The sequence below is a fragment of the Corynebacterium sp. CCUG 71335 genome, from assembly GCF_024454075.1.
Taxonomy (GTDB): domain Bacteria; phylum Actinomycetota; class Actinomycetes; order Mycobacteriales; family Mycobacteriaceae; genus Corynebacterium; species Corynebacterium genitalium.
In genome coordinates this window covers 37,640-60,059 of the sequence record NZ_JAGPYY010000014.1, presented here as the reverse complement: position 1 = coordinate 60,059, position 22,420 = coordinate 37,640, and the positions used below count along the sequence as shown (strand labels likewise).

Annotated in this window: 21 protein-coding genes and 1 other RNA gene; 8 read left to right on the top strand and 14 right to left on the bottom strand. The window is 63.8% G+C overall.

The features are described 5' to 3' along the window. The first annotated feature begins 257 nt into the window (after positions 1-257). From KBX19_RS10090 to KBX19_RS10080, 3 genes are all read left to right on the top strand, one after another. Positions 258-824 carry a hypothetical protein gene (locus KBX19_RS10090; RefSeq protein WP_255998783.1) on the top strand — a complete coding sequence of 189 codons (567 nt, stop codon included), beginning with the start codon at positions 258-260 and terminating at the stop codon, positions 822-824. A 57-nt stretch (positions 825-881) separates the two neighbouring features. Further along, positions 882-1,817: a TDT family transporter gene (locus tag KBX19_RS10085; RefSeq protein ID WP_255998781.1), complete on the top strand. Its 936-nt coding sequence runs from the start codon at positions 882-884 to the stop codon at positions 1,815-1,817. Positions 1,818-1,914: 97 nt separating this feature from the next. After that, entirely contained in the window at positions 1,915-3,162 is a 1,248-nt protein-coding gene (locus tag KBX19_RS10080; protein ID WP_255998779.1) for a hypothetical protein, read from the top strand. Here the strand turns inward: KBX19_RS10080 and KBX19_RS10075 are convergent. Together KBX19_RS10075 and KBX19_RS10070 are read right to left on the bottom strand one after the other, a co-directional pair. Then, positions 3,159-3,764: a glycoside hydrolase family 25 protein gene (locus KBX19_RS10075; RefSeq protein ID WP_255998777.1), complete on the bottom strand. Its 606-nt coding sequence runs from the start codon at positions 3,762-3,764 to the stop codon at positions 3,159-3,161. The genes KBX19_RS10080 and KBX19_RS10075 overlap by 4 nt on opposite strands. Beyond that, positions 3,764-4,288, bottom strand: a complete 525-nt coding sequence (locus tag KBX19_RS10070) for an NUDIX domain-containing protein (RefSeq protein ID WP_005289449.1) — start codon at positions 4,286-4,288, stop codon at positions 3,764-3,766. The genes KBX19_RS10075 and KBX19_RS10070 overlap by 1 nt, the downstream gene beginning before the upstream one ends. Positions 4,289-4,337: 49 nt before the next feature. Here KBX19_RS10070 and KBX19_RS10065 point away from each other — a divergent pair, with 49 nt between their 5' ends. Then, on the top strand, positions 4,338-5,147 hold the full coding sequence (locus KBX19_RS10065; RefSeq protein WP_255994764.1) for a hypothetical protein: 810 nt from the start codon (positions 4,338-4,340) through the stop codon (positions 5,145-5,147). On the opposite strand, the gene KBX19_RS10060 is transcribed toward KBX19_RS10065, so the two are convergent. The 6 genes from KBX19_RS10060 to KBX19_RS10035 all read right to left on the bottom strand — a co-directional run bounded on the left by KBX19_RS10060 (position 5,135) and on the right by KBX19_RS10035 (position 12,666). After that, the gene (locus KBX19_RS10060) at positions 5,135-6,136 is read right to left on the bottom strand and encodes a trypsin-like serine protease (RefSeq protein WP_255998775.1); all 1,002 of its coding nucleotides are present in this window, start codon (positions 6,134-6,136) and stop codon (positions 5,135-5,137) included. The genes KBX19_RS10065 and KBX19_RS10060 overlap by 13 nt on opposite strands. A 69-nt stretch (positions 6,137-6,205) precedes the next feature. Further along, positions 6,206-6,397, bottom strand: a complete 192-nt coding sequence (locus tag KBX19_RS10055; RefSeq protein WP_005289442.1) for a hypothetical protein — start codon at positions 6,395-6,397, stop codon at positions 6,206-6,208. Positions 6,398-6,407: 10 nt separating this feature from the next. Further along, the gene (gene thrC / locus KBX19_RS10050) at positions 6,408-7,874 is read right to left on the bottom strand and encodes a threonine synthase (RefSeq protein WP_255998774.1); all 1,467 of its coding nucleotides are present in this window, start codon (positions 7,872-7,874) and stop codon (positions 6,408-6,410) included. Between the two features lie 33 nt (positions 7,875-7,907). After that, a complete protein-coding gene (locus tag KBX19_RS10045) occupies positions 7,908-8,216 on the bottom strand; it encodes a hypothetical protein (protein ID WP_255998773.1) in 309 nt (102 codons plus the stop codon). 10 nt (positions 8,217-8,226) lie between these two features. Beyond that, positions 8,227-11,286 (bottom strand): bifunctional [glutamine synthetase] adenylyltransferase/[glutamine synthetase]-adenylyl-L-tyrosine phosphorylase, encoded by a 3,060-nt coding sequence (locus tag KBX19_RS10040; RefSeq protein WP_255998771.1) that lies wholly within the window; start codon positions 11,284-11,286, stop codon positions 8,227-8,229. A gap of 45 nt (positions 11,287-11,331) precedes the next feature. Next, complete coding sequence (locus tag KBX19_RS10035) at positions 11,332-12,666, bottom strand: glutamine synthetase family protein (RefSeq protein ID WP_255998769.1); 1,335 nt, start codon at positions 12,664-12,666, stop codon at positions 11,332-11,334. A 114-nt stretch (positions 12,667-12,780) separates the two neighbouring features. On the opposite strand from KBX19_RS10035, the gene KBX19_RS10030 reads away from it, so the two are divergent. Next, positions 12,781-14,502, top strand: a complete 1,722-nt coding sequence (locus KBX19_RS10030) for a CYTH and CHAD domain-containing protein (protein WP_255998767.1) — start codon at positions 12,781-12,783, stop codon at positions 14,500-14,502. A gap of 41 nt (positions 14,503-14,543) precedes the next feature. Here the strand turns inward: KBX19_RS10030 and KBX19_RS10025 are convergent, their stop codons facing one another. Then, positions 14,544-14,750 (bottom strand): hypothetical protein, encoded by a 207-nt coding sequence (locus KBX19_RS10025; protein ID WP_005289430.1) that lies wholly within the window; start codon positions 14,748-14,750, stop codon positions 14,544-14,546. Between the two features lie 128 nt (positions 14,751-14,878). Here KBX19_RS10025 and KBX19_RS10020 point away from each other — a divergent pair, with 128 nt between their 5' ends. Further along, positions 14,879-16,087, top strand: a complete 1,209-nt coding sequence (locus tag KBX19_RS10020; RefSeq protein ID WP_255998764.1) for a galactokinase — start codon at positions 14,879-14,881, stop codon at positions 16,085-16,087. Between the two features lie 13 nt (positions 16,088-16,100). Here KBX19_RS10020 and KBX19_RS10015 read toward each other — a convergent pair whose 3' ends face one another. The 5 genes from KBX19_RS10015 to KBX19_RS09995 form a co-directional block, all read right to left on the bottom strand. Further along, positions 16,101-17,498, bottom strand: a complete 1,398-nt coding sequence (locus KBX19_RS10015; RefSeq protein ID WP_255998763.1) for an RNB domain-containing ribonuclease — start codon at positions 17,496-17,498, stop codon at positions 16,101-16,103. A 191-nt stretch (positions 17,499-17,689) separates the two neighbouring features. After that, an RNA gene (gene rnpB, locus KBX19_RS10010) (RNase P RNA component class A) lies at positions 17,690-18,115 on the bottom strand. A gap of 189 nt (positions 18,116-18,304) precedes the next feature. Further along, a complete protein-coding gene (locus tag KBX19_RS10005; RefSeq protein ID WP_255998761.1) occupies positions 18,305-19,456 on the bottom strand; it encodes a bifunctional RNase H/acid phosphatase in 1,152 nt (383 codons plus the stop codon). Then, entirely contained in the window at positions 19,453-20,118 is a 666-nt protein-coding gene (locus KBX19_RS10000; RefSeq protein ID WP_255998759.1) for a C4-type zinc ribbon domain-containing protein, read from the bottom strand. The genes KBX19_RS10005 and KBX19_RS10000 overlap by 4 nt, the downstream gene beginning before the upstream one ends. Before the next feature lie 9 nt (positions 20,119-20,127). After that, positions 20,128-21,264, bottom strand: coding sequence for a Nif3-like dinuclear metal center hexameric protein (locus KBX19_RS09995; protein WP_255998757.1), 1,137 nt, complete (start codon positions 21,262-21,264; stop codon positions 20,128-20,130). 24 nt (positions 21,265-21,288) lie between these two features. Between KBX19_RS09995 and KBX19_RS09990 the strand changes: the two genes are divergently transcribed. Both KBX19_RS09990 and KBX19_RS09985 read left to right on the top strand, forming a co-directional pair. Further along, positions 21,289-21,936, top strand: coding sequence for an HAD-IA family hydrolase (locus KBX19_RS09990; protein ID WP_255998756.1), 648 nt, complete (start codon positions 21,289-21,291; stop codon positions 21,934-21,936). Beyond that, positions 21,923-22,387 (top strand): low molecular weight protein-tyrosine-phosphatase, encoded by a 465-nt coding sequence (locus tag KBX19_RS09985; protein ID WP_005289417.1) that lies wholly within the window; start codon positions 21,923-21,925, stop codon positions 22,385-22,387. Before KBX19_RS09990 ends, KBX19_RS09985 begins: the two co-directional genes overlap by 14 nt. The last annotated feature ends 33 nt before the right edge of the window (positions 22,388-22,420 follow it).

Below are 22,420 nucleotides of genomic sequence, written 5' to 3'. Positions count from 1 at the left end.
TGAACTCGTCACTGAACTTCCTAGGCATGATCCAATCCTCCTCTAGAAACGATCGGAACTAAACCCAGGACACTTCATACTCAACCCAGCCGCAGTACGCCCCGCAGAGTCAGCCACAGTACGCTCCCCCAGCGCAGCCAAGCGCCGTTTACGCACCCTACGACCCTCACGCCGGGCAGAAGGGGCGTTCCCCGATCTGGCCGAAACTCGGTGTCATTGCCCTATTCCTGGTCATTCTTGGCAGCACCTTCCTCCCGATGATGACCGCCACGGCGACGATGGAGGACATCGCGAAAGAATACGGGATGAGCACGCGGCACTTCCCCGACGGAATCGATGACGACGCCTACATTGAATCCACCCTGACCTGGTGGGGTGAAGTCGGCTTCGACGCCGTGGGCTTCGACCGGGACGCACCGGGTGTGGATATCGACGCAGCCGAGGAGGAAACAAGGAAAGAGATTGTCGAGGACGAGGACTTCCAGACGATGATGAGCGTGCTCGCCGGCGGCATCATCGCAATTCTCGTTTTTGCGGGGCTGGCAGTGCTGTGCGTGCTCTTCAACAACCGCCTATCTGCCTTACCCGGCATCCTCGCCGCTCTTGCTCAAATGGCGGGCACAGGCTTGATTTTCTTCTTCATATCCGTTGCCCCCGAAATGGAAGAGAACCTCACGGTCACCCCGGGCACTGGTTTGTGGCTCTTCCTCGCAGCCTCGGTTGGTGGCTTCATTTTCTACATCGTTGTTCTCGTTGCAGGCGGCAAGAAATACCCCGCAGTACAACCCCCTCAAGCCGGTACACCCTATCCTTCTGCCTATTAACGGCCGTTTGGGGGCACAAGACGAACCGAGTAGATACTCCACGAGCCGAGGACTACGATGCCCAGAGTGCCTGCCAAATTCCGCCAACTGCCGCCCCCTGGACCCGAATGGGGCGGCAGTCTCATGGGAACCTCAATCGTTTCCCGCCTCCTCGTCGAACTCGACCTGAAGATCGCTTCCGGCATCTTTGCCGCGATCGCGTGGGGGATCCTGGCCGTTCTCATTGTCGGTTTCGTGCGTTACCGCCAACCGAGTTTCCGCCGCACGTCCATGGCAGCGTGGTCAATGTTCTTCATCGGCATCCTCGCTCTGGGGGCAGCTATGTCGGGGCTGACTGGCCACACAGTTTTCCGCCTGATCGGGTTCTGGATCGGAGCGCCGGCCACTGTGATCACGTGGGCAATTCAGCTCACGCGTTTTGAGGGACCCCCAAAGTTCACCTGGGGTCTCCCCCTCGTTGGCCCGATGATTTCGTCGTCTGTGGGCGCGTGGCTCGCCCGCGACTACGGGCAGCTCTACCACACGATGGGCACCGTTTTCTTCGTGATGTCATTCTTCACCGCCGTGCCGATCTTCATTTACGTCTACTGGCAATTGTGGCGCGGCAACGTAGATCTCAGCGGTGCCAACTCGGCAACAGCATGGGTTCCGCTCGGCGTTGTCGGCCAATCGACAACAGCAATTCAGCTCCTCTACCCCGGCCACTACTCCATCGGCTACGGCCTAACTGCGTTGGTGATCGCCATTCCCCTTGCGATCTTCGCGATGGTGAAGTTCTACCCGAACGTCGTGCGCTGGGTGGATTACTCCCCCGCATGGTGGGCCTGCACGTTCCCGCCGGGAACGGTGAGCATGGGCGGACACCAGGTCGCATTGGTCAACGGCTCTAACTGGCTCGACACTGTTGCCTTGAGCATTCCGGTTCTGCTCATCATTCACTGGTCGCTGTGTTCGAGCAGGTTCATCAGCTGGGTAAAGGAAGGCCGAGCCTAATCAGCTGCGGCCGGGGATGAATCCCCGACTATTCCTTTCCGCTGGAAGTTTTTCGGATAGTCTAAAGACCGAAAACTTCATCTTTGGAAAGGTCACCATGACAACACCGAACAACCCCGCTTCTAACTCCGCAGGTCAGTGGGGCAATCCGCAACCCGGCCACCAGCCAAACCCCTCGCAGTGGGGTGCGCAGCCGAATCAGCCGCAAGGCCAGCCGCAGTGGGGCGCGCAACCGGGTCAGCCGCAGGGCCAGCCACAGTGGGGCGCGCAACCGGGCCAGCCGCAGGGCCAGCCACAGTGGGGCGCACAGCCGAATCAGCCGGGTCAGCCACACTGGGGCGCGCAACCAGGCCAGCCCGACGGCACCATGCAGGCGCCGAAGGTAACGCCGGTATGGCCTACCTGGGCAATGCTCGGGTTCTTCCTGCTGAGCTTCCTGACCAGTTTCATGACTGTGTCCAGGACTATTGTCGACCTTGATGATTTTGAAGGATTAGGCTCCATCGGCGGAACGCTCAACTGGTGGGGTGCCTTCAGCGTCGAAAGTTCTGGCCTCGGCCGTCTCGGTGAGGCAGCGCTCAAGGAGGAAGTGACGGGCACCTTCCTCATCGGCATCGGCACCGTCCTGACTCTGGGCTGCTACATCGCGGCGACGGTTCTCTACTTCCTGGGCAAGGAAAAGCTCGGTGCCATTCTCGGTATCATCGGTGCTGGTCTGCAGCTCTCCGGCATCCTGTTCTTCTTCTTTAGCTCGATCGGCGACGATTACACCTCCCTCGGCGCCGGATGGTGGATGTGGTTGCTCTTCGGCATCCTGGCTCTGGCGTTGAGCATCTTCCTGCTTGTCAAGGGCCGTTCTGGCATTGAAGGCCAGTTCGCCAAGGCGAAGAATTCCGTCCAGCAGGTACAGCAGCGCAACGCGCAGCAGCAGTTCCAGCAGCAGAGCCAGCAAGGCCAGCAGGGTTTCCAGCAGCCAGGCCAGCCAGGCCAGGGCTTCCAGCAGCCAGGCCAGCCAGGCCAGGGCTTCCAGCAACCGCAGCCATACGGCCAGCCCGCCCAGCAGCCGCAGCAGGGTTTCCAGCAGCCGTACCAGCAGGACCAACAGGGGTTCCAGCCACCGCAGCAGAGCAACCAGCAGTCCGGCAGCACCAGCTACCGCGTTGAGCCTTCGAGCACTGCGTCCACGACGGACGCATCGTCCTCTGGCACCGCGTCGTCTGACGTCCCGTCTTCTGGGGGCCAGTCCACGTGGGGTGACACCTCAGGCGGCACTTCAGCCGGCACATCGACCGGTCCTTCCCCGGAAACTGATTCCTCGACCGGTACCGAGGAGAACCCGCGCTAGTTCGTCCGCGCGTTCACGTCGACCTCGAAGCCAGCGACGTGACCGCGCGAGCTGAACTGCCACATTGCAGGCGCTTGCTTGCCGACGGCACCCGGCCACTCCCCCGTGTAGATCTCCGCGGGCAGACCGGCCGGGTTTTGTCCGTACTGGGCTAACCACACCTGGCCGAACTCCCGGGTGTCGGCACCGAGCATCCGCCACCGCCAAAAGTGCGGGTACGTATAGATGCCACGCACGGGAACACCCGCTTGCAAGAAAAGATCGCGCGCCTCGCGGATGTGGTCAAGGTGGAGTCCCGCCGGGGTTTCACAATCCAGCCACACTGGGCGCTGCACGTCTGACATCACCTCGAGGGATGCCTCGACCTGCTGAGCGATCGTGGTGCCCTCCGAAGGGTTACGCAGGTAGTGGTAGGACTCGGCTGCGATGCCGGCGTGGGAGGCATCGTCGATATGCGAGCGGTATGTGCGGTCTTTGTACGTGCCGTCCGTGGTGCGCACCACTGCGAACTCGATGCCTTCGGCTGCAGCACGCACGAGGCTGATGCCATCCTGGTGCTCGCTGACATCCACCCCGAACTGGACGCGAGAGCCGGCAGCCATCACCGCTTGGTGAATCCCATGCGCGGAGAGAAATTAGCTGGGTGCTTGCGCTGCGCGATCGCGTCGGCAATGACAAGGCGCCACTTTGGGTCCGTGACCGGCATATGGGCGACAGAGAACCAGCCGACCTCCGTCGATTCGTCGTCGGCGACGTGCGGGGCCGCGGCGGCGTCGACAGGCTCAAGGCGGATCGCGATGGACATGTAGCTCGCCTGGTCGCCGTTCTCATGGGTGATCGGGCCAATGGCACCAGCACCAATCAGCGCCGCGGGAGCAGCCTCGATACCGGTTTCCTCCATGACCTCGCGCACAGCGGCGTCCTGCGGTTCCTCACCGGGATCACAAATCCCCGTCACTGGAGTCCACTTCCCGTTGTCTGCCCTTTTGACCAGCAGAATTTCCGGCACTGCCCATGCGGAACCGTCCGTGGAATCCCGCAGGACCAACGCCGACACAGCGGGGATCCACATGGGGTCATGGCCGATCTTCTTGCGAGTCTCCACAATGAAATCTGGAATGGGCATACCGCCAAGTCTACGTTGCGGGCAAAGGGCGCTAAAGTTTAAAAGCACTATGAGAGACCTGCGCAGCCTGCCCACCCCAGCCTTCATCGTCGGGTTCGGTGCCCTGCTTGTTATCTGCGTGGTCCTCACCATTGGGCTGTTCAATTACGAGTCCGGCGCCGAAGAACGTGCAGCTTCCGCTACGGCGACAACGGGGACGAGTGGAAGCAGCACCACTACCACCGAGTCCACGACCACCCCGGTGACCACGGTGACCGGTCCGGGCGAGGAGGACAAGGTCGCTGTCACCCGAGAACCCAAGCCGGCGCCCCCGGGCACGGATGAGAAGCAGGTGAAATCGTCGATACGCTCCTACCTCATCCAGGACGCCGCGACGGCACGCACCTACACCGGCGTCGCAGTCACCGGCACTGTGTCCGAGGAAGCGCTCGGCATGATGCCGGAGCTAACAGGACATATCAGCCGGCTGCTCGAGCAGAATTGCCTGGACGCAATGGCTCTGGAAACCCCAGATAACACCCGCGTGACCTTCAACGGCTTTTGCTACACCTCGCTGCCTCCGGAGACGATCGAGCGCATGCTCACCTTTGCTCTCGACGGCAAAGCGGACTCAATCGACTTTGCCAACCACCCCAACCGCGGCCACAAGAACGCTGTGACCATGAACTGGTTCGTCGACTCTAATGACGTCGCCGAGAAGATCCACGAGACGTGGAACCCGCTGCGCCGGCCCCGCGCGATCGAGAAGATCAACCTGTACACCTACAGCCCCAACGAAGTGCACCGTGTGGTCAAATCTCGCGGGAAGCCCGACTACGCAACGACAGAAGAGCTCACGGGCGAATCTCACCAGCGCTGATCTGAAAACGTAGCGTTGGGGACAACGCGACGAATCACTTCCATGACCTGGTTGAGGTTGGAGTAGCTCATCATCTTGGTCTCTGCGCCGGGGATGTCGCACTCCTCGTGCGCACGGCCAGCTTCAGTACCCGAGACCACGCCGATGATCGTGGCGCGGTCACCGACGATGTAGAACACCGGGCCGCCGGAATCACCGGGCAGGGCGCACACGTTGGCGATGTCGCCGTGGGTTTCACGCTCCACATCCGCTTCCGTGCGGATTACCTGGATGCGCTCCGTCGCCTTGAACTCTCCGCAGGTTAACCCAGTGGTTCCGCCGGTTTTGCAGATGCGCTCGCCGGGCTCCATCTTGCCTTCGTACAGGCCGGTGTCAATCGGGTCACCCACGAGATCCATGAAGCGGTTCGGGTCAGTGATCTCAATGATCCCCACATCGATGTCACCGTTTTCATCGCTGTACAGCCCCGAGTAAATATAACGGCCCGCTTCAACAGAAAAGTCGTGCACCGTCTCCGCGTTCGTCGGCCACACCAGGTCGCCTTCGCGCCCGCAGTGGCCCGCGGTGACGGCGAAGTTGCGGCCGTCGTCGGCGCTGAAACTGAACGCGACAGTGCATGACTGCGCCGTGAAAACTTCGCCTGGCTGGGGGTAATGCTGCGTGGACTGGATCTTTGTGCCCGGGGCCCACAGAGCGAACGCCGGCTGGATGACGGGGGTCCCCGGCAGCTCCTCTACGGGCGCATCAGCCGCCGGCCCCCCAGGGGTCCGGACATCCTCGCGCGCTTGGCGCTCCTCGACGGTGAGAGTCGGGTAATCCGAGGTGCTCACGCCGAGCCACACCACCGAGGCGACAACGAACGTCATGATGACGATCAGCGCCGACCACAGGGTCAAACCGCTGTCGCTCGACCGGCGCTGCGGATGCGGCTGTGGCTGAGGCAGCGGCTGCAGCTGGTAATGAACGGGCAGCTCGTCGCTCCCCTGCACGGGGTACTCCCGCGGGGGCTCAGACGGATGCATAGATGGTTGCGTCACCGTTGGGTCAACCCGTGGTGGTTACACCTGATCGGCGGAGTCAGAATCGGCGTTCGCGGCGGTGTCGTCGATGCCAGCGGCATCTTTCTCGCTCGCAGCTTTTCCGCCTTTGTCGTCCTCATCCACGGACTTTTGGACCTTCAGGTCGCGGACGAACTTCTCCGGGTCGAACTCGGTGTAGTGGTCGGGGCCTGCGAACTGTTCCTGCGCCATGAGTGCTCCTCTACTCGTTGTCCTCGGCTGCGTTGCTGTCGGCGATTGTAGCGATGTACTGCTTCACGGTCTCGGCGTTGTTCGGCATATCCACGACATGGCGGTCCGCATCCATGATTTCCGCGAAGCGCTCCGGAACATCCGGTTCCACCCCAGTCGCTTCCACGATGGTCTCGGAGAACTTCACCGGTAGCGCGGTCTCCAGCACGACAATCGGGGTGTCCACTCGGTCCGCCACACCGCGTGCGACAAAGACACCGTCTGCGGTGTGCGGATCGATCATGACGTCGTGGTCGGTGTGGGTGGCACGAATCGTCGATAAGCGATCTGCGTGCGTGGACTTTCCGGACAGGAACCCGTAATCGGCGCGGATCTGCTCCATGAGGTAGTCATCGAGCTCGAAGCCGTCAGCCTTCGCTTGCACCGCGAATAGGTCGCTCGTGCGATCTGCGTCGCGCTCGAGCACATCGAAGATGAAGCGTTCGAAGTTGGATGCGCGGGAGATGTCCATTGACGGCGAGGAGGTCGCCTGCGTCTCCGCGGCAGAGCGCGGACGGTACTGGCCCGTGGTGAAGAACTCGTGGAGCACATCGTTCTCGTTCGTCGCCACAATGAGCTTGTCGACGGGCAACCCCATCTGCTTCGTAATGTGACCTGCGCAGATATCGCCGAAGTTCCCGGTGGGAACGCAGAAGGAAATTTGCTGCGGCTCCTGGCCCTCCCCGGGAGCCTCCGTGACCTTGAGGTAGGTGGAGATGTAGTAGATCGTCTGCGCGAGCAGGCGGGCCCAGTTAATCGAGTTCACCGCGCCGATGTAGTACTTCTCCTTGAACGCGGCGTCGGCGTTGACCTCCTTGACTACGTCCTGACAGTCGTCGAAGACACCGTCGAGGGCGATGTTGAAGATGTTGGGCTCATCCAGGCCGAACATTTGCGCTTGCTGGAAGGGGGTCATGCGGCCTGCTGGAGTGAGCATGAACACGCGGATATTGTCGCGGCCGCGCATGGCGTACTCGGCAGAAGAACCGGTGTCGCCGGAGGTCGCACCGAGAATATTGAGGGTGGCCTCGCGCCGCGCCAGCTCGAACTCGAAGAACTCGCCGAGCAGCTGCATCGCCATGTCCTTGAAGGCGGCCGTGGGTCCCTCCGACAGGTGCGCCAGGTAGATGTCGTCTTCCAACGACGTGACGGGCACGATTTCCTCATCGGCGAAGACCGGGGTGCGGTACGCGTTGGCCGTCAGCTCCTCGATCTTCACCGGCGGGATGTCGGAGACGAACAGTTTGACCACTTCGGCGGCCAAAGCGGCGTAACCCTCCTCGTCCAACAGGGTGCGCCACTGCGCAAGACGCTCGGGCGTAATCCGCGGGTACGCGACGGGCACGTAGAGGCCACCGTCCGGGGCGAGGCCACCAAGCAGGATGTCGGTGAACTTGTACGGGGTTTTCGACGTGTCGCGCGTTGAGATGTAATCCACGCTAAAGAAGTTTACCCGCCGCACAGGACACGCTTAGCGGGGAGGCTCCTGCCTGCCGGTGAGGATGTCGATGACGCTGCGGATCGCGCTGTCCCCCAGCACTGGCAGCGGTTCGTGTCCGCGCGAGTGGCGGCCCGACGGTCCGTCCGCACCCCCAAAGTCCTCAGCCGTGGCAAGGTTCGCGGAACCCACTGCCGGGGCGACGATGTTCACCAGCAGCGTTGTGTCTTCCAGTTCCAACTTCGTGGCGTTGTCCACACCCGCCGCCTGCGCCGCCCGGATGAGCGCGACCAGGTCGCCGACGGTCGCGTCCTGCAGATCGATCGAGAGATTCATAGCCATGGGCTCAACGCTACTCGAACTCGAAGGACGGTTCTTCGCCCCAGAAAACTTCCTCCACCACGCGGTGGGCCCGGCGCGTGACCTTCAGGTAGCGGTCCAGGAACGCTTGCGCGTCCTGCGGGTCATATCCTGCCGCACCTGCAACCTGGTTGAGCTGCGCCCCCGGACCGGGCAACTGATCGATGCGTTTGCCCGTGACCAGGACCAACGCATTGCGTGCAGCGGTGGCCATGAGCCAGGCGTCTGTGAGCTTCCGCGCCTGCGTGTTCTCAATAATGCCGTTCGCCTCATCTGTGACCAGGAAGTCGAGCACTTCCAAAGTGGAGGTGTTGTGCAGCTCCTCGTACGCATCGGCGTGCATCATCGTGAGCAGCTGGACTGTCCATTCAATATCGGACAGCGCACCGCGGCCGAGCTTCGTGTGCGTGGCGCGGTCGGCGCCGCGCGGCAACCGCTCGTTGTCCACGCGCGCTTTGATGCGGCGGATCTCTTTGATTTCCGCGTCGCTGGCCCCACCTTCCGGGTAACGGAACTTATCGATGGCTGTGAGAAAGTTCTTCCCCACCTCGACATCTCCCGCGCACACAGTGGCCCGCAAAAGGGCTTGTTTCTCCCAGACCGCGCCCCATTCGTCGTAGTAGCGCTCGTAGCTGGCGATGGTTCGCGCCACCGGGCCGGAACGTCCCTCAGGGCGCAGCCCCAGATCGACTTCGAGCGGCGGGTCGCTGGACGGTTTGGCCAAGCGTTTGCGCATCTGGTCGATGATCTTCTTTGCCCACGCCAACGCGTCTGTCTCTGCGACACCCTCGCTCGGTTCGGCAACGACCATGACGTCTGCGTCGGACCCGTACCCGAGTTCTTCACCGCCAAGGCGCCCCATGCCGATTACGGCGATCTGCGCCAACGGTTCCTCCAGCTCACGCTCGATCAAGTCAGCGCGGATCTCCGCCCGCAACCCTGCCTCGAGCACGGCGTTCCACACCCACGACAGCTGCATGCACACCTCGCGCACGCTCATCATGCCCAGCAGGTCCGCCGACGCGATGCGCGCCAGTTCCGCGCGCCGCAGCGACCTCGCCACGTTGACGGCTTTGTCCGGGTCGGCGTGGCGCTTCGTGGCCGCGATGAGCGACTTGTACACACGGTCCGGGTTCGTGTCCAAGAGTTTCGGTTTCGAGGCACCGTCGCCCAACTGCTTGACGACGTCCGGCGCACTGATAATCAAATTCGCCGCGTAAGGGGATGTCCCCAAGATGTGCATGAGGCGTTCACCGACAACGCCTTCGTCGCGAAGCATCCGCAGGAACCACGACCTGTCGTTCGCCGCCTCTGAAAGCTTGCGGTAGTTGAGCAGGCCGGCATCTGGGTCGGCGGTGTCGCCGAGGTAGGTCATGAGAGTCGGAAGCAGAATGGCCTGCAGTTTCGCTTTACGCGACGTCCCCTTGGCCAAAGCGGTGAGGTGCTCGTACGCGCGCGACGGGTGGGTGTAGCCGAGTGCTTTGAGCTGAGCGACGGCAGCATCCTTGGTCAGCGACGCCTCACCGATGCTCATCCCCGCAATGGCGTTGAGCAGCGGACGGTAGAACAGGCGTGAGTGCAGGTCGGAGATATTCTTGCGCTCGCCCTTGAGGTGCTTCTCCATCGCCTCGACAGCCGGCGTCTTCGGGGTGGAGACAAACCCTGCGGTCAGGGCGAGCCAGCGGCGGTTCTTCGCGTCGTCCTCCGCGGGCAGCGTGTGGGTGCGACGGAAGCGGTGCAGCTGCAGACGGTGCTCGAGCAGGCGGAGGAACTCATAGGCTTCGATGAGCCGGGCCGAGTCTTCACGGCCGATGTACCCGCCGGCGGAAAGTGCCTCAATGGATTCGATGGTGTTCTGGGTGCGCAAGGTGTCGTCAATACGCCCGTGCACGAGTTGGAGGAGCTGCACGGCGAACTCGACATCGCGCAGGCCGCCTGAACCCAGCTTGAGCTCGCGGGTGCGCATGTCTTCCGGGACGTTGGACAGCACCCGGCGGCGCATGGCCTGGACATCCTCGACGAAGGAGTCGCGTTGGCTCGACTCCCACACCATTGGCCGCAACCGTTCCTGGTACTCCTGGCCGAGCTCCATGTCGCCCGTCATCGGGCGGGCCTTGAGCAGGGCTTGGAATTCCCACGTGTCCGCCCAGCGCTTGTAATACGCCTCGTGGGAATCGAGGGTGCGCACCAGGGCACCGGACTTGCCTTCCGGCCGCAGGTTCGGGTCGACGTCGAAGAATGCCGAATTGCCGATGGCTGTGAACTCGCTGGCCACCTTCGTCGCCTTCGCGTCAGCCGGTTCGGCCACGAAGATGACGTCCACGTCGGAGATGTAGTTCAGCTCCCGGGCGCCGCACTTGCCCATCGCGATGACGGCCAGTTTGCCGTCGGCCTTCTCGTCGTCGTGGACGGAGCGCATCGCCACCGCCAAGGCTGCGGTCAGCGCAGCATCGGCAATGACGGTGAGCAGCTCCGTGACCTCCCGGTACGTCAGCTCCTCCTGGTCCCCGCCGACGCCCTTGAAGGAGGAAAAGGTTCCCGCCAAGTCAGCGGCGGCGACCCGCATCATCAGCGTGCGGTAGGCATCCTTCAGTGCCCGCTTCGCGTCGTTGCCGGCCTCAGCAGCGCGGTAGGTGCCCGGCGCGTCCAGCTCTTGCGTCGCAGTCGGGTCGCCGTCTTCCGGTACCGCATCCACGGCAGAGAGCATGGCGTGGAAGATCTCCCTGCTGTCCGGCAACGGCTCCGCCAGGAGTTTCCACTCCTCGGGGTGGGCTACCAGGTGGTCGCCGAGCGCGGTTGATCCTCCTAGGAGGGCGAAGAGCCGGACGCGGAGGGTTTTATCGTCGATAAGCGATTGGCGCAGCTCCTCATAGGAATCACCGAGCGCTTCCGCGAGACGGTACGCCGTGTTGAGCGTCAGGTCGGGGCTACCGGCCGCGCCGAGCGTGTAGAGCACGTCGTTGTCGGTCCAGCCGAGCCGCTCCAGATCCTCGGCGGCATTCGTGCTGCTGAGGGATAGTTGCGCAGGTGACGGCGAGGTCTTGCGGGCCATTTCTTCTTACCTCCTTTGGATCTCTGGAGCTCTGCAACAGAGCGATCAGAGATTCAAATTGGTCTGCAGTTCCCACTGCGTGATCTGGTCTTCATACTGGTGCCACTCGTCCCATTTGGAGCGGAGGAAGAACTCGAAGACCTGCTCGCCCAAGACTTCTGCCATGAACTCGGACTTCTCCAGCTCGCGCAGTGCCTCGTCGAGGGAGCCGGGCAGGTCCTTGTACCCCATCGCGCGGCGCTCTCGGCGAGTCAGAGAGAACACGTCATCAACAGCGGGCTCGCCCAACTCCATCTCCTTATCAATGCCGTCCAGCCCGGCCGCCAACACTGCGGCGAACGCGAGGTAGGGGTTGGCGGCGGAGTCGATGGTGCGGACCTCAATGCGTCGAGAAGCTTCTTTGTGCAGGCGGTAGGTGGGCACGCGCACCATTGCGGACGAGTTGGACACGCCCCACGTCGCGCTCGTGGGCGCCTCCGAACCAAACTGGAGGCGCTTGTAGGAGTTCACCCACTGGTTGGTCACCGCGGAGATCTCGCTGGCGTGCTCGATGACGCCGGCGATGAACTGGCGGGCGGTCTTGGACAGGGAGTACACATCGTCCGGATCGTGAAAGGCGTTCGAGTCGCCCTCGAACAGCGACAGGTGGGTGTGCATCGCCGAGCCGTTGTGCTCGCGGAACGGCTTCGGCATGAACGTGGCCAGCACATTATTCGCCTCACCGACGGTTTTCACCACGTAGCGGAAGCTCATGATGTTGTCCGCCATGGTCAGCGCGTCTGTGTGGCGCAGGTCAATTTCCTGCTGCCCCGGCGAGCCCTCGTGGTGCGAAAATTCCGTCACAATGCCCATGTATTCAAGCGCGGAGATCGCTTGTCGACGAAACTGCGGCGCCGCATTCCGCTTCGCCTGGTCAAAATAACCACCGTCGTCGACCGGCTTCGGCTCCTTGTCATCGCTGCCCTCGGTGAGCACAAAGAACTCGATCTCCGGGCTGGCCACGCACTCGAAACCGTCATCGGCAGCCTTGTTCAGTGTCCGGCGCAGGACCTGGCGCGGATCGGCGTAGAGCGGGCTGCCGTCCGGCATGGAGATATCGCAGAACATCCGGGCTGTTTGCATTCCGTCATCCATGTCGAATGGCAGCGGCTGAAACGTCGACGGATCCGGCAGCAGCAACGTGTCCGACTCGGAGATACGCGAAAAGCCCTCGATGGACGAGCCATCAAAGCCGACGCCCTCGTCGAATGCGGTCTCCAACTCCGCCGGCGACATCATCACTGTCTTCAGCGAACCGAACAGGTCCGTGAACCACAGACGGATGAAGCGGATGTCGCGTTCTTCGACGTCGCGCAGGACGTTTTCTTGTTGGCTGTTCATGGCAACCAGCGTAGCGGGGACGCGCGCTAGGTTTCCCCGGGCCGCATGGTCCTTAGGTAAACTAGAGGTAAATTCCTCCGTTCGCACGAAAGTTGCTCGAAAGGCGATATCACCATGAGTTCTGGACTGGGTTCTGAGACATTTCTTGAGGTCGAGGCGAAATTCGCCGTCGACGATTCCGTTGCAGCGCCGGACCTGTCTTCGCTGAGTGGCGTGGACACGCTCGGCCACACCGCGCACCACAGCCTGTCCGCGATCTACTACGACACCGCGGACCTGCGCCTCACACGCGCGAAGATCACCCTGCGCCGGCGCTCGGGCGGCAACGACGACGGCTGGCACCTGAAGCTGCCCGCCGCCCACGGCCGCTTGGAACTGCACGCGCCGCTGGAGGATCTGTCCACGCCGCCGGCTCAATTGCTCTCCGCCGTGCGCGCTATTGTCCGCCGTGAGCCGCTCGCACCGATCGCGCAGATCGATAACAACCGCGCCGAGACACAGCTGCTGGGTGCGGACGGCGGCGTTGTCGCCGAGTTCTGCGACGACCGCGTCACCGCATGGTCCTTGCTGCCCGGTGGCCAGCAGACCTCCTGGCGCGAGTGGGAGGTCGAGCTCGGCCCGGCCCTCGCCGAGTCCCTAGACGGCGGCGCACTTATCCACGAGGCCACAACGGTGCTGATCAACGCAGGTGCACGCAAGTCCGCATCGGCTTCCAAGCTCGCCACCGCCCTGGGCACCTCCGTGAACAACGCGCCGGTTCCGCCCGCCGTCACGCCGCTTTCCAGCGACTCCCCCGCTAAGGCCGTCGTCGACTCGCTTCGCGCCCAACGTGACAAGCTCGTCGAGTGGGATCCCCGCGTCCGCAACGACGAATGGGATTCCGTCCACCAGATGCGCGTAGCCACCCGTGAGCTGCGCTCCCTGATGGAGACTTTCGAAGGCATTCTTGCCGGCCCGCAGCTGTCCCACCTTGAGTCCGAGCTCAAGGAGCTGGCCTCCCTGCTGGGCACCGCCCGCGACGCCGAGGTCGTCGAGGAGCGTTTCGTCGGCCTGCTCGAATCGGACGACACCGGCATGGTGGACCCGGATGCCGACGAGCATATCCGCGGCGACATGCGCCGCGAGTACGAGCGTGCCCACCGCCGCATCGTGCGCACCCTCGACTCCGACCGCTACCTCCAGCTTCTCGACGACATCGACGCCTTGTTGGCCAACCCGCCCCTGTCGCCAGAACTCGGTGGGGAGCCGGTGCCTGGCGCAGGTGCGCCGGACGCCTTACCGGGTTCGGACGCTGCCGAATTCGACGCCGAGTCCCCTTCCGCGGCCGCGGACTTCGAGCTCCCCGAGGTGGAGGCTGAAGCTGACGAGTCCGAGGGCGCCGAGCCCGAGGAGATCCTCTACGACCACCTCGCCACCGGCTACAAGAAGCTGATGAAGCGCCAGAAGAAGGCCGAGAAGTACTACCAGGACACCTCCCTGCCCCTTCACGACCGTGAAGAGTACGTCCACGATGTGCGCAAAGCCGCTAAGAAGCTGCGCTACTCCGCTAACGCCGCCAAGGACAGTGGGTTGAACGCCGGAAAGCTGTCGAAGGCGTGCAAGCAGCTCCAGGAGGTCCTCGGTGATTTCCAGGACGCGGTGACCTCGCGTGACCGGATCCAGCAGATCGCCGGCGAGGCTCGCACCCGTGGCGAGGACACCTTCGCCTACGGCATGCTCTTCCAGCGGGAGATCTCCCGCGGCAACGAGGCGCTCAAGGGGTACCCGGACGCCATCTCTGAGGTGAAGAAGGCCTTCAAGAAGGTCAAGCCGGTCAAGTCTGGCAAGAAGAAGTAGCGCCGCCCGGCCAGGCCAACCCTACCGGACCCCCTTACCGCTTACTTCTCCCAGGACGCGGGCTCGCCCCAGTTGTCGTCGGCCTCGTCCTGGGCCTCGGCGCGCTTGTTGCGCTCGGCGGCGGTGTCGAGTGCGCGCTGTGCTTCCTCGCGGGTGTCGTAGGGGCCCATTCGGTCATCCCAGCCGCCGACTTTGCCCTGGGTGACTTCGCCGGTGGAGGGGTTGAAGTAGAACTTTTCGTCGCTCATAAGGGGTCCTTTCAGTATCTGTCCGGCTTCGCGCCGAACACTTTCCGGCGTGCCGCCGGGATCACCTCAAGGCTACATGCGCGGTTGGTACTGTTGTGTGAGAAATCCTCCCCTCGGAAAGGACTGTCATGGCCGAATGGACTGCTGACTTCACCCCCGCCTCAAAGCGCATCGCCAAGGTCCACCGCGAAGTCACCAGCAGGGATCCGAAGCACACGGCGGATGCGCCAGGCACGTTCATCGTGGTGGGTGAGAATGCGGACCACTTCGGTGGGATCACCATTGCCGGACTGGCTTGGCACCGGGCGGCCGTGGCAGTGAGCCCGCGCACCGATGACACGATCTCAGTCCACGCCGAGTTTGCTTCGAGGGTCATTCAGGACACGGCCACGACGTCGGAGGTCGCGGAGCTGACAGAATCTCCGGACACGGATAGCCGTTACGCGGTGCGCTTCGGTGGGCTGGTGCACACGTTCGTCGGTAGGCAGATGCTGTCGCGTGAGACCGCCGGCATGGACATCACCGTGGTCAGTGACATTCCGCTGGGGTCGGGGCTTGGCGCGCTGCACGCAGCCGATACAGCGCTGGGGCTTGCCCTGCTCGCCGACGACGAAGAGATCGACTCGGCCCCACTGCGCACCCGCATCGCGGAGATCGCCAGCCAATCCGCGAAGACGTTCTCGCCGGTCCCGGTGCTGCGTGCCCGCCACTCGGCGGCGCTGCGCGGGGCGGAGGAATCGGTGAGCGTCATCGATTATTCGGACGGTTCGCTCACCCAGGCGCCTCACCCCAGCCGCGCGGGCGTCGCAATTTTCTCGGTCGCAGCTCCGTCCGATGAGTCTTTCGCCGATCAGGCAATCACAGAAGGTCGCACGCTTATCGACGACGCCTGCGCCAACTTCGGTGTACCTTCCCTGCGCCAGCTCCCCGAAGCGGTGGATCGTGTGGTCGAGTGGGTGAACGCGCGCCGCCAAGTCTACGGTGCGGACTCCGCCCCGACCCCGGAAACTGCGCGCGCGTGGGTGACGTTCAGCGAGGCGGAAACGCAGCAAGCGGCTGCCGCAGCGAAGGCCTTGCGCAGCATGCGTATCGACGACTTTTTCGCCGTCCTCGACCAGCCCCTGCCCACCCCGGGCCTATCGGTGCCCGACCAGTTGATCCAGCTGTTGGAGCTGCGCGGGGCCACAGCCGCGCGCCCGGCTGCTGCCGGCATGTCTCAGGCAGTGCTCGCATACGTGCCGGCGGAGAAGGCGAGCAACGCGATCGCCGACCTTATCGACGATGGGCTGGACGTGATGGACGTGCAACAGGGCTCAGCCGCGAAGGTTTTATCCTAGCGCAGGCTGCAAGCTAGTCCGCCGGCCAGGCGAACACGACCTCGCGTTCCTCCACGTCCGCACGAATGAGGGACATGGCGGCCTCGCGGGGCTCTTCGGGGTGGCCGAGGCAATCGGCGAGCACGGGCGGGTCGATGACGAACACCCTGGCCTCGTCGTTCTCCTGGTCAGTCCGCAGGATGACGCCGTTGAAGTTGTGGCCCACCCACGGCTGCAGCACTGTGGCCTCGGTGAGGTTGAGGCACGCCCGGTCCACTGAGTTCGCCAGCTGGGAGGTCCGGCCCATGGTTTTGATCACGCGCGGGGCATCCTGCTCCACCCACTCCGGAACCGGCTCGCCCTTGCAAAGGGCCAGGCAGACCTCGGTGGCGTAGCGGTCAATAAGACGCCGCAGCGGTGCGGTGACGTGCGAGTAGTGTCCGCCGATGCCAGCATGAACCTCTGGTTCCTTCTCGGTCAGGTCGACATACCCGGCACCCCGCAGCAACTTCTGGGCCTCGCGCATCACGGCCATTCCCCGGGGCGTGGCGGCGTTGACGGTGTGGAGGAAGAGGCCGATGTTGGCGCCGTCGGGAAGCGAATAGCCGAGTGCACGCGCTTCAGTGCGAAACGTGCTCTCGGCCGATTCCTCTGCGGGACGCAGCGTGCGCAGGAAGCCCACCGATGCTTCACGCATCATCTCTCCGGCTGCCATGCCGGTGAGCAGGGAGATCTCCGAGTTGTAGTCCATGACTTTGTGGCGAGGTTCTATGACCAGCTCGAATTGACCGTCGTCAAGCTCGACGACGCGAACCGACGGCACGCGCAAGTTGATCGCCCTGCGTCGGAGTGACGACGCTGCGCGCAGCTCGCCGACCTCCGGCAACAGCGCGATAGATGGGTGAACGCGGCCGGCGTCGAGGTCTGCCTGGACCCCGTCGTAGTCGAGTCGCGCAACGGAGTGCACCACCGCCCGCTCGAGATGCGTGCTGGCAAGCTCGCCGTTGGCGTCAAGGTCGAACGTCCACAACACCGCTGGCCTATCGACGTCCGGAAGCAGCGACGCACTGCCCTCACTGAGCTCCTCCGGGTGGAGGCGGGCAGGTTCATCGGGCAGGTAGATCGTCTGGCCGCGCACCAGGGACTCCTCGTGCAGGGGGCTTCCCGGCTCAATGAACGCCGCCACATCCGCAATCGCGTAGAAAACGCGGTAGCCGGAGCCATGCTTCTCGATGCACACCGCCTGATCCAGGTCCATGGACCCCGCCGGGTCGATGGTGACCAGGGGGATGTCGCGGGCGTCGATACGCTCCCCCGCATGCCGGTCAGTCGCATCGGCGGCAGCCTCGTGCAACTCGGGACTGAACTCCGTAGGGACGTCGAACTCAGCGGCAATCGCACGGAAGTCGAGAGGGGCGGCGTAAAGCTTCATAGCGGCCAATTGTTGCAGAAAACACTCTTGAGCGCGGGGTTCACTTGCGGTGTCTTGCACACGCCGCGCACCTCTCCAGATATAGTTTGCATGCTTGTCACGGCCAGGAAATTTGACCTGGTGTTTTCTGAATACGATTCCAGCCCGCTGCAAACTAAATCTTGGCCGAGTCATCCGCGTGAGAAACGGGGCGAGTGAGCCGGCCTATGAGCCGGATTCTGTTCCCTGAGCGCAGCCCAGGGCGGCGATCATCCATCTAGGACGCTCATTACTGAGCGTCTCGAGCAGCTACCTTCGAACATGGGCGGGCAGCCTCATCACGTCCGACGACCTCTGCCAAAAGGCAGGGGTTCTTGCCTTGCTCCCAGTGGGGTTTACCTGGCCGCGTGCGTCACCGCACACGCCGGTGCGCTCTTACCGCACCCTTTCACCCTTACCTGCGTTGCACCCGGCGATGCCGTGCGCAGCGTAGGCGGTCTACTTTCTGTTGCACTTTCCCGCGGATTGCTCCGGGTTGCCGTTAGCAACCACCGTGCCCTGTGGAGTCCGGACTTTCCTCGACCCGCGCCTTCTTCCTGCGGAATGGTTCGCGGAGCCGCGATCACCCAGCCGACTCACTCGCAAGGCGTAACTGTACCCCTGGGCGGGCAGTTTACGGAAGTTCTCCTGGGGCAGGCGGAGCCGGGGCCGTGGGGCTGGAATACCGCTCAGACATATGCGCTAGAACGCATGCTTTTGACCAGGGTGTTTAACCGAGCAGTATTCCGGAAAGCGCCCAGCAGTATTCCGGGTCCACAGGGGTTGCTTTAGCGGAAGTGTGCGACGTCGTTAAAAGAGCGCAGCACACCCATGTCGCCATAGAAGTCGACCACGGAGATCGATGCCAAGTCCAGGAACATGTGCTTGAAGGTGTCGGGCCCCGAGGAAAGCGCTTGCCTGATCACAGACTTGATCGGGGTCATGTGCGTGACCACGAGCACGGTCTTCCCCTCGTGCTTCTCCTGGACCTTCAGGCGCGCCCGCGTGACCCGGCGGTGCAAGCTGGCCAGGGACTCCCCCTCCGGCGGCGCCTGGTTGGCGGACCCAATCCAGGCTGCGAATTCATCGGGGAACTGCTTCTCGGCCTCCGCACGAGTCAGCCCCTCGAAGGAACCGAAGTCGACCTCCCTGAACCCCTCGACGGTCTCGATCTTCTCGGCGGGCATACCGAGAGCTTCCGCGCAAGCGGCGGCAGTTTCCTGAGCGCGGGTGGCCGGTGAAGCGATGATCGCGTCGATCGTGCCCATCGCGGCCAATGCTGCCGCTGCCCGGCGCGCCTGCTCCTGCCCGGTCTCCGTGAGAGCCGGATCCGAGGAACCGCTGTACGCCTTGCGTGCGGAGTGTTCCGTTTGACCGTGCCGAAGCAACACGAAACGGGTACGCGGCGCGTCTGCGGCAGATGTGCCAGACCAGTGGGCGGGTCCGCCGACGGTATGGGAGGCACCAGGCTTGTCGCTTTTTTCACCAGCACCTTCCCCACTTGTTGTCGCATCAATTATCCCCGGCGCATGTCCGGCTGCGGCGGCGTCCATCGCCACGTTGGACAGCTCATCAGCCTTCTTGTTCTTCGCACGGGGCACCCAGGTGTAGGTGACGGAGTCGAACCCGGCGGCCAGGTCACGGGCCTCGAAAGCCAGCTTCTTCATGTCCGGGTGTTTGATCTTCCACCGGCCGGCCATCTGCTCGACGACCAGCTTGGAGTCCATGAACACGTCCACGTCGGTGGCCCCAAGATCCCGCGCGGCCTCCAACCCGCGCAGCAGACCGCAGTATTCGGCGACGTTGTTGGAGGATTTCTTACCTACGACGTAGGCGATTTCGGCCAGCGTTGCACCGGAGGCGTCGTAAAGCACGCTGCCGGAACCGGCGACTCCCGGATTGCCGCGGGAACCGCCGTCGGTGTAGAGGGTGACCTTCATCGGATGAGCAACGTTCCGCAGTTCGGGCAGGTGGGAAGCTCGTCCTCGGGGACGGCGAGCACCTCGTTGCGCTCCGCGGGCGGGAGCTGAAGGAAGCAGGAACCGCAGGTCCGGCCGTTGAAGTGCGCGGCACCGACAGTGGCGTAGACACCGAGAACGTCGGCCGGCAACGACGCGCGCAGGGCATCGATGTCCACCGGCTCTTCCTCCGGCAGGGCGTCGACGGCGCGGCGGGCGGCTTCGATGCGATCATCCAGCTCCGCGAGGGTCTGAGCGCGCAGGTCACGGTTACCGCGCAGGGCTTTGACCTCGCCGTGGGCTTCCTTGAGTTCGTACAGCAGGTCCGCAATGCGGGACTTCGCGGCGTAGCGGTCGCGCTTGAGGTCCTCGCGGCGCTCCGGGTCGGTCTCCGCGGAGAGCTGGTGCTTGTCGTCGAGCTCGCGCTTTTTCAGTTTGCGCTCGTCCTCCTGGATGCGGAGGATGTCTGCTTCGACGTCATCAAGCGCGAGCTGCGCGGCGGCCGCGGCGTTGGCCAGGGACGGGCGCTTCGCCAGCAGCTCGTCGAGTTCCTGCTGTTCCGGGGAGCTGCTGGGGTGCGCGGCGGAGCGTTCCGCCTGCGCGAGGGCCAGGAGGTCGCGTTGCTTGTCGGGATCCAGGTGCATAGTTGTCTCCTAACTCTTCGGGTGCGCGGAAATAGTCCACGGGTCGGTGCGCAGAGTGATGATCTCCGTTTCTACCTCTGGGCACGCCTCCGCGACAACCTCGCTGGCTTGGCTCGTCCACGGGAACTCGCTGGCCCAGTGCGCAGTGTCAATCACGGCAGGCCCGCCGGCGCGCAGAAGCTCGTCGACAGGGTGATGGCGCAGGTCAGAGGTGACGTACACATCCACGCCGAGCGCGGATACAGCGTCCAGGAAGCTGTCGCCCGAACCCGATGACACTGCCACCGTCTGCACCATCTGGTCCGGGTCACCGGCAGCGCGCACGCCCCACGCAGTCTCCGGCAGCGCATCAGCGACCTGCTGCGTGAACGCGCGCAGAGTCATCGGCTCCGCGAGCTTTCCGACGCGCCCCAGCCCCGTCGCCGTCTCCAGGTCCACGGTGGACTCGAGCGTGACGATGTCGAATGCCGGCTCCTCATACGGGTGCGCCCCACGCAGTACCGCTGTGAGCTTGCCGCGTAGTGAAGACGGTGCGACGAATTGGACGCGGGTTTCCTCGCCGGTGAAGTGCTCACCAACCTCGCCATCTGTCGGGTCCGCGCCCTCTTCCGGGGTGAAACCGCCCCGCCCGTCCCATTCGAAGGCGCAGTGGGAGTAGTTGCCGATGTGGCCGGCGCCTGCGTCGAAAAGCGCCTGCATGACGCGGTCGACGTCGCCGGGCGGAATGTGAACGCCCCACAGGTCCTGCGCGGCTGGGTCGACGACTTTGATGGGGCGGCCGGGCGTGATGCCGACGAGTTCGGCGAGCTTGTCAGAAACGCCCGGGCGCGCAGAATCGGCGTTCGTGTGCGCAGCGAACAGCGCGCAACCGCCGCGGATGAGCGTGTGCACGACCTTGCCTTTCGGCGTGTTCGCAGCCACCGAGGTCACCCCGCGCATGAGCAGTGGATGGTGGACCACCAGCAGGTCAGCGCCGAGTTCCACTGCGCGCTCTGCGACGGCCTGCGTGCAGTCGAGGGCGAACACGACCTTGCGGGCGGGCTCTGCCGGATCCCCGCAGATCAGGCCCACCGCGTCCCAACTTTCTGCGAGACGCGGCGGGTAGGCGGTCTCGAGTGCGTGAACAACATCGCCGACGGTAGTCATGCGCTCCAGTTTAGGCTGTGTGGCATGACCACCCTCTTGTTGGACGTTGACGGCACCCTGATCGACTCTTTCCCCGGCATTCGCGACGGCTTCCTCCACGCCCTGGACACAGTCGGGGTCGACCACCCTTCTGATGAATTCATTGCCCGGATCCCGGGGCCGCCGATGGAGGAAACGTTGCGCTCCCTGGGGCTTTCCAGCGCGCAGCTGCACGAGGCTTTCGACGCCTACATGTCCTTCACCCGCGCCGGCGGGTGGGAACGAGCGACGGTGTTCGACGGGATCGGAGATCTCCTCGCTGGCTGGCGCGCGGACGGGTTCCGGTTGGTGACGGCGACGTCGAAAGGCGAAGGCTTTGCTCGCGCCATCCTCGAGCGGGAAGGCCTGCTGGATTACTTCGACTTCCTCGGTGCCGCGCAGGAAAATGGCCCGCGGCGCGCCAAAGCCGACGTGATTGCCCATGTTCTTGATAAGGTAAGTATCCCCAGCGGCACTGGGCTGATGATCGGTGACCGCGCGCACGATATCGAGGGCGCGGCCACGTTCGGCATTCCCACTGCCGCTGTTGCGTGGGGTTACGGTACTTCCTCCGAGTGGGAGCAGGCCGATTTTCTCGCGCACACGCCCGCAGAACTGGACACGATTGTAAGGAACTTCCATGACGCACATTGAATTCGTGTGCACAGGCAATATCTGCCGCTCACCCATGGCAGAAGTCATTGTTCGCGATGCGCTTGTCAGCGCCGGACTCGACCACGTCACAGTCACCTCCTCCGGCATCGGCGGATGGCATGTGGGCAACCCTGCCGACTCCCGTGCGTTGGACGAGCTCACCGCCCACGGTTACGACGGTTCCTCCCACCGCGCCCAGCAGTTCGGCGCCGCTCAGCTGGACGCCGACCTAATCGTGGCTCTGGACACCCGCCACATCTCTGAGCTGGTCGTCCGCGGCGTGCCCGAGGACAAGATCCGGTTGCTGCGTTCCTTCGATCCCTCCTCCCCCGCCGACGCCGGCGTGGCGGACCCCTACTACGGCGGGCCGGAAGGCTTCACCACCACGCGCGAGCAGATTGAGGCCGCCGCGCCCGGCATCGTGGAATGGGTCCGCGAGCGCGAAGCCTGATTGCGCGGATTCGGCCCCGTGCCCGCGGGCTAA

Excerpts from the sequence above, each read along its gene's own strand:
- KBX19_RS10090 (WP_255998783.1), top strand. The coding sequence starts at position 258 with ATGATGACCGCCACGGCGACGATGGAGGACATCGCGAAAGAATACGGG.
- KBX19_RS10085 (WP_255998781.1), top strand. The coding sequence starts at position 882 with ATGCCCAGAGTGCCTGCCAAATTCCGCCAACTGCCGCCCCCTGGACCC.
- KBX19_RS10080 (WP_255998779.1), top strand. The coding sequence starts at position 1,915 with ATGACAACACCGAACAACCCCGCTTCTAACTCCGCAGGTCAGTGGGGC.
- KBX19_RS10075 (WP_255998777.1), bottom strand. The coding sequence starts at position 3,764 with ATGGCTGCCGGCTCTCGCGTCCAGTTCGGGGTGGATGTCAGCGAGCAC.
- KBX19_RS10070 (WP_005289449.1), bottom strand. The coding sequence starts at position 4,288 with ATGCCCATTCCAGATTTCATTGTGGAGACTCGCAAGAAGATCGGCCAT.
- KBX19_RS10065 (WP_255994764.1), top strand. The coding sequence starts at position 4,338 with ATGAGAGACCTGCGCAGCCTGCCCACCCCAGCCTTCATCGTCGGGTTC.
- KBX19_RS10055 (WP_005289442.1), bottom strand. The coding sequence starts at position 6,397 with ATGGCGCAGGAACAGTTCGCAGGCCCCGACCACTACACCGAGTTCGAC.
- KBX19_RS10045 (WP_255998773.1), bottom strand. The coding sequence starts at position 8,216 with ATGGCTATGAATCTCTCGATCGATCTGCAGGACGCGACCGTCGGCGAC.
- KBX19_RS10040 (WP_255998771.1), bottom strand. The coding sequence starts at position 11,286 with ATGGCCCGCAAGACCTCGCCGTCACCTGCGCAACTATCCCTCAGCAGC.
- KBX19_RS10035 (WP_255998769.1), bottom strand. The coding sequence starts at position 12,666 with ATGAACAGCCAACAAGAAAACGTCCTGCGCGACGTCGAAGAACGCGAC.
- KBX19_RS10030 (WP_255998767.1), top strand. The coding sequence starts at position 12,781 with ATGAGTTCTGGACTGGGTTCTGAGACATTTCTTGAGGTCGAGGCGAAA.
- KBX19_RS10025 (WP_005289430.1), bottom strand. The coding sequence starts at position 14,750 with ATGAGCGACGAAAAGTTCTACTTCAACCCCTCCACCGGCGAAGTCACC.
- KBX19_RS10020 (WP_255998764.1), top strand. The coding sequence starts at position 14,879 with ATGGCCGAATGGACTGCTGACTTCACCCCCGCCTCAAAGCGCATCGCC.
- KBX19_RS10015 (WP_255998763.1), bottom strand. The coding sequence starts at position 17,498 with ATGAAGCTTTACGCCGCCCCTCTCGACTTCCGTGCGATTGCCGCTGAG.
- KBX19_RS10005 (WP_255998761.1), bottom strand. The coding sequence starts at position 19,456 with ATGAAGGTCACCCTCTACACCGACGGCGGTTCCCGCGGCAATCCGGGA.
- KBX19_RS10000 (WP_255998759.1), bottom strand. The coding sequence starts at position 20,118 with ATGCACCTGGATCCCGACAAGCAACGCGACCTCCTGGCCCTCGCGCAG.
- KBX19_RS09995 (WP_255998757.1), bottom strand. The coding sequence starts at position 21,264 with ATGACTACCGTCGGCGATGTTGTTCACGCACTCGAGACCGCCTACCCG.
- KBX19_RS09990 (WP_255998756.1), top strand. The coding sequence starts at position 21,289 with ATGACCACCCTCTTGTTGGACGTTGACGGCACCCTGATCGACTCTTTC.
- KBX19_RS09985 (WP_005289417.1), top strand. The coding sequence starts at position 21,923 with ATGACGCACATTGAATTCGTGTGCACAGGCAATATCTGCCGCTCACCC.